The organism is Candidatus Magnetobacterium casense, from assembly GCF_000714715.1.
GTDB lineage: Bacteria > Nitrospirota > Thermodesulfovibrionia > Thermodesulfovibrionales > Magnetobacteriaceae > Magnetobacterium > Magnetobacterium casense.
Window position 1 is genome coordinate 23303 of the sequence record NZ_JMFO01000035.1, and the last position, 8206, is coordinate 31508.

The window sequence follows — 8206 nt, forward strand, 5'->3', positions numbered from 1 at the left end:
AACCCCCCGCAAGGGGAGGGGTGAGGCACCCCGGCCACGAAGAAGTCCCCTTGACCCCATTTTTTTTAAGAGGATACGTTATATCTTACCATTTGATACCGAGGTCTGGTACGATGGTTGACAGCAGCTTGAAGTTGTCGGTCAGCAGGAGCATCCCAAATAGGATCAAGACAACGCCGCTTACCCTCACTATCGTGGGCATATGCCTGAGCAGTTTCCTCGAAAACGACAGGAAGGTGTTCAGGGCCAGGGCAGAGGCAACAAATGGTATGCCCAGACCAATTGAGTAAACGGCAAGGAGCTTTAGCCCATAGGTCGCCGAAGCAGTTGAATCGGTAGCGTTGACGTTTGCCGAGTACAGGAGGATGGTACCCAGGATTGGACCGATGCAGGGTGTCCATCCGGCAGCAAAGGCCATACCGACAAAGTACGTCCCTAGCAGATTGGCCGGTTTATTGCTAATGTGCAACTTCTTCTCTCTCTGCAGGAAGTCCATCTTAAGGAATCCCGCTATAAATAACCCAAACAAGATAACGACAACCCCGCCCAATATCCGTATCCACTTCTGATGTTCCAGGAAGAAGCTGCCCACCAACGACGACGACGCCCCCAGCGCCATGAATATTGAACTAAACCCGGCAACAAACACCAGTGAATTCGTCAACGTGGTAACGAGGACATGTCGCTTGCCCAGGCGTGCGGCTACACCGTCGTGATTGTCCGTGAGGGTCTCAAATGTAAGGCCGGTGATAAAGGACAGATAACTGGGGAAGATCGGCAACACACACGGCGAAACAAAAGAAAACACGCCAGCCACAAAGGCAAGCGGATATGATATCTCAGTCGTCACGGATTAGTTCCTGTCTCTAATCGCTTCTGGCGCAGTCAGCCATGCCGCCCTTTATCTTTTCCACAGCGTGGGGGATTACGTTCAACACAACGTTGAGGTTCTCTCTCACGGCCTTGGGAGAGCCGGGGAGGTTGACTATGAGGGTCGCACCACGCACGCCAGCTACACCACGTGAGAGCATCGAGCGTCTGGTGAACTTCATTCCCTCTGCCCTGATCTGTTCGGCTATGCCGGGGATTTCCCGATCAATGACGTCGAGAGTGGCCTGTGGGGTTACGTCCCTGGGGGACAAGCCCGTGCCACCGTTGGTTATGATGAGGTCTACGGTATCTGCGAGTCTGATCAGGGTCTGCCGGATGATTTCCCGCTCATCGGGTACGATCTCACAGTGAAGCACCTCACAGCCAATCCCCCTGAGGAGCTCAACTGCTACGGGACCGCTTTCGTCAACCCTCTGTCCGCTTGCACCCTTATCACTGACCGTAACAACCGCCGCCGTTATCTTAGTTGGGTTCATGACTTGAGTTCATGTATCTCTATTGAGGCACCCGGCAAGAGCGTTCCACCCTTGAGGATACGGACAAATATCCCCTCCTCAGGCATGACGCACTGTCCTGCCTGGTAGAATATTTCGCACTTACTGTGACACTCCTTGCCGATCTGCGTGACCTCTGCCTCTATGGAGTCGCCAATACTCATCAGGGTGCCAATGGGGAGCGTCTTTAGTTCGATGCCCTCGGTGGTGATGTTTTCGGCAAAATCACCGCATGTGACGTCAAGCCCCACATCCTGCATCTTTTTGATACTCTCAATGCCAAGCAGGCTGACCTGCCTGTGCCACTTACCGGAGGCATGGGCATCTCCTTCGATGCCATAGTTCTCAAGCAGACTAGCCAACTTTACAGGCTTCTTCCTCTGACCCGTCTTTTCGCTCGTGTTGATCGATATTACCTTACCTGTCTTGTTTACCATAAAATTTAGTATAGCATAAACCTTCTGGCAAAAAAAAGAGACCCGTCACGACAGATTTCGATTGAATAAAAAGCCCTATTGTCCTGGCTGTATGGGGAGCGTTATGGTAAAGGTGGCCCCCTGTCCGCAGACACTGTCAACGCTGATCTGCCCCCCGTGTAGCTCAACCATCTTTCTGGCAATGGCCAACCCCATGCCTCTGCCCCCGGTGTCCTTTCTGGTGGTGAAGAAGGGGTCAAATACGTGTGGCAAGTCTTGGGGAGTAATACCCATACCCGTGTCTCCGACGGCAATGACAATGTGGTTGTTGTTGCTGCTGCCCCTGATGTCCACGTTGCCCCCGGGCGGAGTCGCTTGAAAGGCGTTTGACAGGACGTTGACCAACGCCTGGTGCATAAAAGTCCGGTCTAAGGCAACCACCTCGGGTAACCCATCCAACGACGACGTCAGACATATTGCCTTGCCGGCGTTGTGTCGCAACACTATGTCGGTGACTTCGTCCACAAGCTCACGGACGTTGACCTCTGCAAGATTTAATGGCTGCTTGCGTGCAAAATCCGTGAGTCTGTGGATTATCTCCTGGGCACGCATGACCTCCTTGAGCATAAACGAAATCATCTCCCGTGTCTCATCTTTGGTTGCATCCTCCCGCAATAGCCCCAGGAAGACCGATATCGAGGTCAGGGGATTGCTTACCTCGTGGGCGATTTCGGAGGCAAGCAGCTTGATGGCGGCCACGTTGCGGCTCTGCAGGAGTTCTTCCTGCCTGCTTACAAGTTCGGCATTTGTGGCCTTGAGTTCGTCGAGGGTCTCATGCAGTCTGTCTCTTGACTCTCTGATGGTTCGCACGGTGCTGTTGTATGCCTCCACCAGGGATAACATCTCATTTGGGGCATCAATATCAAAGATTTTCTTATATTCGCCCCCGGCCAGCTTTGTCAGCGACGTTTCGACCCGCTTGACGGAATGTATAATCCTCCGTGAAAGCAGGTACCACACCACAACCGTAACCACGAGGATCAGCAAACTTGAGAGTACAAACGACCTCTTAAGCGCACCAAGCCCCCTGTCAACGTGCTCTCTGTCGGCTCCGGCAAGGGTCACCCCCGCATAGATTGCATCCACGGCGTGAAGCTGCTTAAACATAAACCATGCCGCCATCACTCCCGGAACCAAAAGGCTCAGAAGAATACTATGCCACAGCTTTAAGCCCACCTACATGCACCCTCCCCTGCATGTGTCCTAAGTACCTGCCTCAGCCGTTAGCCTGTTTGATCAGGTGCCGTTGCGTTTGTTCGTCCTGGAATTGCCCCTTGTCTTGTTGAAAGGCCGCTATTGCCTCGTACTCGGCAGGCTTCATGCAAGGACGCAGAAAGGGCAGGGCATCGTCAAACTCGATTATGTAGTGCAGCTCAAGGGCTGCCGGATATAGCAAGGGGTCAGGTTCGTTGATGAAATCCAATCCCTTTCGAGGATTTTGCTTGTTGCGATTGAGGATATAGAATATTTTGTTACATTGCAGATTTATGCCTTGTCGTTGTGCCTCCCTCATCACCAACAGACGCGCCATTATCTTGCTCTCGATGTCAGTGGCCATGTCATCTACAATGCCAACGGTGCAGTTTTGAGTAAGGCGTGCCTCCACGAGGCCCTTTTGCCCGTAACTTCCGGCTAACTCATCGTAGTTCTGAAGCAACTGAAGTGCCTCTGTCGATGTTCGTGCCTTTTTGGGCAGCGGCCTGGTAAAGCCAATTGCCTGGGGCTTGTTGTGCTGCGTAAACATGGCAACCGCTATACCGCCCACCAACGGAATCCCCGCCATCTCTATCCCGATAAGGAGGTCTACGTCATGCTGTGCGATCATGTCGGCCATCGCACGACAGAGGTTGTAAAACAGCCTGGGGGAACTGCCCACGTGTCTCATGTTAAAAAACCAGGGCGACCAGATGCCACTCTTTAACCACCAGCCCCCAACCCTGTTCTTTGCCTCTACAGCATTCCAGAGGGTCTGAAGGTAGCCCTCTTTGTACAGGTCAATAATCAGGTCCCTCGACCACTGTTGTTTATCCGGCAATTGTGTATAGTCTCCTTTCAGGGTTACAGGCTGTTTTGTTTTGCAAAGATATCCTGCAGGGTGTGCTTGACGCTTTCGCAGAAGTCATCAAGAGGCAGGTCGTTAGGGTCTTCGCCGAAGGGGTCTTCTATCTCAATGCCGATCTCCTCGATACCGATAAAGGCATAGGCGATAGAGACGTCAATTAGTATAGTCCACCACCCGAAGGTGCCCACCAACGCAAGCGGTATCGTCAGGCAAAATACGTACACAAACCTCTTGAGATGCAACGCATACGCCAATGGGATTGGTGTTGACCGTATCCGTTCGCAGTTGGCAAGGGAGTTCGCTAAATCCACAAGATTAGCGTTGAGTATGGTCAGGTGTGATTGGTGGAGGATGCCCAGTTTCAGACACATGTATAGGGTCTTCTTTATCATTGCAATTAAGTTTGCGGGTATATTAAACGATTTTTCCAGGATTGCAATTTCACTGTTAGTCAGGAACGACTTCAGCTCTTCAAAGTCCCTTTGCTCTCTCAGCTTTTGTTTGACCAGGATTGGAAAGGCGGTAAGCAGCTTAAACAGTCTCTGCTTGAGCTTTAGAGACTCCGTATGGTCAGAGGATATGTAGGCGATTGAGTCTATTGCAATGTTCTGCGTAGAGTTCATAATGCTGCCCCACATCCGCCTGCCTTCCCAGTATCGCTCATAAGCGGTGTTAGTCCTGAATACCAGCATCAGTCCCAACGCCACACCGACAACAGACCACGGGATAACCGGAGTGTTTATCTTTACGATATAAAAGTGTGCAGCCGCTATAATTGCAGACACTGCCGCAAACATGCCCAGCCGCGGCAGCATACTCTGTAATACCGATCCCCTCATGGCTAAGAGCAGCTTTAGCCAATCCTTATTGTCATACTGTATCATACCTTCACCCCATAGATAATATACACTGAGTGTTCAGGTTAAGTCAAGCATCCCGACCCGAAGGGGTGCATAAAAAAGTAGTGGCGCACCACCCCACGGAAAGAAAAGGGGAGGTGTTCTGTCTATATGCCAGGGGGGGCGGAGCCGCCCCCTTCTTTACTTTTCTTAGGGGTGAAGTGTTACCAAATATCTAATGAGCCAGTGCGGTCTTGGACCTTCTTCTTTTGTATCGTGGGGTCAGATCGGCTCCGGCGAGGATTCTGTGAGTCTGCTGGGCACCGGAGTCTTGTCCTGCCTCTGTGAGGGAACGACCCGGGTTGTAATACCTGGTGATCGTACCTTCATAGTTTCGCAACAACACCTCATCTTCGGATGCCGATAACAGATAGAATGGCTGCAACGGCACCTTTCCTCCACCTCCGGGGGCGTCCACCACAAAGCTGGGGATGCAAAGCCCTCCGGTATGGCCGCGCATCATCTCGATGATCTCTATGCCCTTCCAGACGCTTGTCCTGAAGTGCTCGGCCCCACTGACGGGGTCACACTGAAACAGGTAGTAGGGTCTGACCATGATCCGCTGCAGGGCATGACAAAGCTCCTTCATCACCTCCACGGAGTCGTTGACCCCACGCAGCAGGACGGATTGATTGGACACAGGAATGCCAGCCCTGAGTATCTTGTCACATGCCTCAATGGAAGCAGGGGTCAGTTCGGCGGGGTGATTGAACTGAGTGTTGAGCCACAGGGGTCTGTGCCTGGCAAGCATTTTCACCAGGCCATCCGTAATCCCCATGGGCAACACCACGGGCAACCTTGTACCGATCCGGACCACCTCCAGGCGCGGAACTGTCCTGAGTTCTCCCAGGAACCAATCCAGCAATTGCAAGTTCATTGTCAGCGGGTCACCACCCGATACAATCACCTCCCTGATGCCAACCTCGCCGCGTATGTAGTCAATCATTGCGGAAAGCTCTTCACGACTCCTGAAGGATTCCCCTTCAAGCCACATCCGCTTGCGTGTACAATGGCGACAGTACATGGCACACCGGTTGGTCACTACGGCAAGGGCACGGTCGGGATACCTGTGCACAAGGCCAGGCACCTGCATGTCCTCGCCCTCCTCAAGGGGGTCGCTGTGGCCAACACGCTGAAAGTCAAGCTCGCTGAGGTCTGGTATACTTTGCTTTCTTATCGGGTCGTCGGGGTTTGCAAAGTCTATCAGAGACAGATAATAGGGGGTGATACGGTAGTGAAACCTACGGGTCAACTCTTCGTATCTCAAGACTTCATGAGGGCTTAGGTTGAGCAGTTGCCGGAGGGCCTGCATTGACCTTAAGCTGTTTGATTGTTGCCATCTCCAGTCGTTCCATTGCCTGGTTGTCACATCAGGCCAGAATCGCCGGAGAATTCCTTGCGCTGGAGGTTCTTCCTCCTTTAATAGACAATCCTTTTCCATTGTACCCCTGAAAGATTTGTTATAGACCTTCAGAATGAAGGCCTCAGATGTTTTATATTGTTGGTTATTATCACGATAAATCACACAAAAAACTACTTGTTACCATTACAATCGTTTGAAAAATGCAAATTTCGCTGACAGATGCAAATGTCGGAACATACCCCCACCCCGGCCTGTGCATTGCAGCGTATGCCCATGGAAGCTTCAGGTTAAAAAAAAATCTGTCGCTATCCAAAGTCAAGTTTGCTTATCAGGTCAGTGATACCCCCAACCTCTCTTGTTATCCTTTGGGACAAATGTTTTGTCGGCCAACCGTGTAACCTTGCTGTCTCTTTCATCTGAGTTTTATTATACCTTTTTGGCTATCGAAATATCATCAAAAAATTTTCTGACCCGCGATGCAATTGCAAGGCAGGCCGTCAGCCCCGGGGACTCAATCCCCACGAGGTTGATAAATCCCTCTAGTCCCCTGTTGGTCTCGTGGTGTATGAGGAAGTCCTTTACGCCCTCGCCTTTTATCTTTGGTCTGACTCCGGCCATATCTGCAACGAGTGCGTCCTTGTCTATGCCCCTGATGATCTTGCATGCGCCTTCGTAGAAGCGGTCCTTTTTGGAAGCATCAACGGTGTAATCTATGTCATCAACGTACTCGGTATCCGGTCCAAAGCGCAGTCGTCCTGCCATATCAAGGGTGGCGTGAACCCCCAGGCCCTTTAAGTTCTTCTCCGGCACCGGGTATATGAGCCTTTCAACAGGTGAACGCCTGGCATAAAAAAAATACGACCCCTTACAGTAGTGCAGCCGATACTCCGCCGGATCAACTGCGATACCAATCATGGCAGCAATCTGGTCCGAGTACAATCCCGCAGCATTGATGACAACACCAGACAAAAACCTGTAGCCCTCACTCCGTATGCCAACCACGTAACCATTGGTCTGTCGTTCAATGGAGACGACTTCCTCGTTAAAAGAGAACGTCACCCCCTGCCCCTGTGCCACGGTCCAGAGGCGTTTCATCAGGCCATGTGAGTCGATGATACCGGTGTTTGGACTAAACAGCGCACGGACGGCATTGACGTTGGCCTCCATCCTGGCAACCTCATCCGCCTCCAGGATGGTCAGGTCGCTGACGCCGTTGTGTCTGCCACGCCGGTAGAGTTCCTCCAGGGGGGATAGCTCGGATTCATCTGTTGCGACGATCAGTTTGCCGATGCGCCGATGTGCGATTGAGTGTTGCTGGCAGTAGTGGTAGAGCAGGTCAGCACCCTCTACGCACAACGTCCCCTTCAGGGAGGCTGTGGGGTAGTATATCCCCGAGTGTATGACCTCACTGTTGCGGCTGCTTATCTCACGCCCAAAGTCATCATTGCGCTCAATGACCAGGATGTCGTCGAACTTCCCCGACAGCTCCGCGGCTATCGCAAGCCCTATGACACCGGCTCCGATGATAGTAATATTTACCCTGTCCATATACAATAATAATATACCACAGACGGCATAAAAAGTGGATAAAAAATACTTTCTGTAAAAAGTATTCTCTTAAAAAAAGCAGGGTAAAAATTTCTTTCACGGTTAAAACGGAAGTTCCAGAAATACATGCGGGAATTTTTTGTAGATTAGCCATACATGAGATTATATAGTATTTACAAGCATGATTGTTTGTGCGAATATACATAAAAAATATGCTTGACATTTATTTAATAATATGGTATTATGAAAATATATGTTTGTGCGTATATACAGAAAGGTGGTTAAGGGCAAGGTCTATAAGACTGCTTATCTCGCAGAAGGTAAGAGGATCGGCAAAAAGATTGTCGTTACACACTTGTTAAATATTTCTCATTTGCCAGAGGAACAAATTCAGTCTTTGAATATTGCACTGAAAGCCCACAAAGCAGGTAAACAGATAGTATCAGTTGACTCATTACAATCCCAACATTATG

Annotated in this window: 8 protein-coding genes and 1 pseudogene; 1 reads left to right on the top strand and 8 read right to left on the bottom strand. The window is 50.9% G+C overall.

What is annotated here, in order from left to right:
* Nucleotides 1-85: 85 nt before the first annotated feature.
* From Mcas_RS13935 to Mcas_RS13970, 8 genes are all read right to left on the bottom strand, one after another.
* Entirely contained in the window at nucleotides 86-850 is a 765-nt protein-coding gene (locus Mcas_RS13935; protein WP_040336159.1) for a cytochrome c biogenesis CcdA family protein, read from the bottom strand.
* Nucleotides 851-866: 16 nt separating this feature from the next.
* Entirely contained in the window at nucleotides 867-1367 is a 501-nt protein-coding gene (locus tag Mcas_RS18745; protein ID WP_040336160.1) for a MogA/MoaB family molybdenum cofactor biosynthesis protein, read from the bottom strand.
* Nucleotides 1364-1822: an MOSC domain-containing protein gene (locus Mcas_RS18750; RefSeq protein WP_040336161.1), complete on the bottom strand. Its 459-nt coding sequence runs from the start codon at nucleotides 1820-1822 to the stop codon at nucleotides 1364-1366. The genes Mcas_RS18745 and Mcas_RS18750 overlap by 4 nt, the downstream gene beginning before the upstream one ends.
* A gap of 75 nt (nucleotides 1823-1897) precedes the next feature.
* Entirely contained in the window at nucleotides 1898-2968 is a 1071-nt protein-coding gene (locus Mcas_RS13950) for a sensor histidine kinase (RefSeq protein WP_162176336.1), read from the bottom strand.
* A 109-nt stretch (nucleotides 2969-3077) separates the two neighbouring features.
* Nucleotides 3078-3896 (bottom strand): orotate phosphoribosyltransferase, encoded by an 819-nt coding sequence (locus Mcas_RS13955; RefSeq protein ID WP_040336163.1) that lies wholly within the window; start codon nucleotides 3894-3896, stop codon nucleotides 3078-3080.
* A 23-nt stretch (nucleotides 3897-3919) separates the two neighbouring features.
* Complete coding sequence (locus Mcas_RS13960; RefSeq protein ID WP_040336167.1) at nucleotides 3920-4807, bottom strand: bestrophin family protein; 888 nt, start codon at nucleotides 4805-4807, stop codon at nucleotides 3920-3922.
* Between the two features lie 190 nt (nucleotides 4808-4997).
* Entirely contained in the window at nucleotides 4998-6263 is a 1266-nt protein-coding gene (locus Mcas_RS13965) for a KamA family radical SAM protein (RefSeq protein ID WP_081853887.1), read from the bottom strand.
* Between the two features lie 348 nt (nucleotides 6264-6611).
* Nucleotides 6612-7733 (bottom strand): NAD(P)/FAD-dependent oxidoreductase, encoded by a 1122-nt coding sequence (locus Mcas_RS13970; protein WP_052567498.1) that lies wholly within the window; start codon nucleotides 7731-7733, stop codon nucleotides 6612-6614.
* Nucleotides 7734-8010: 277 nt separating this feature from the next.
* Here Mcas_RS13970 and Mcas_RS18880 point away from each other — a divergent pair.
* A pseudogene (locus tag Mcas_RS18880) lies at nucleotides 8011-8206 on the top strand (hypothetical protein); the annotation flags it as partial.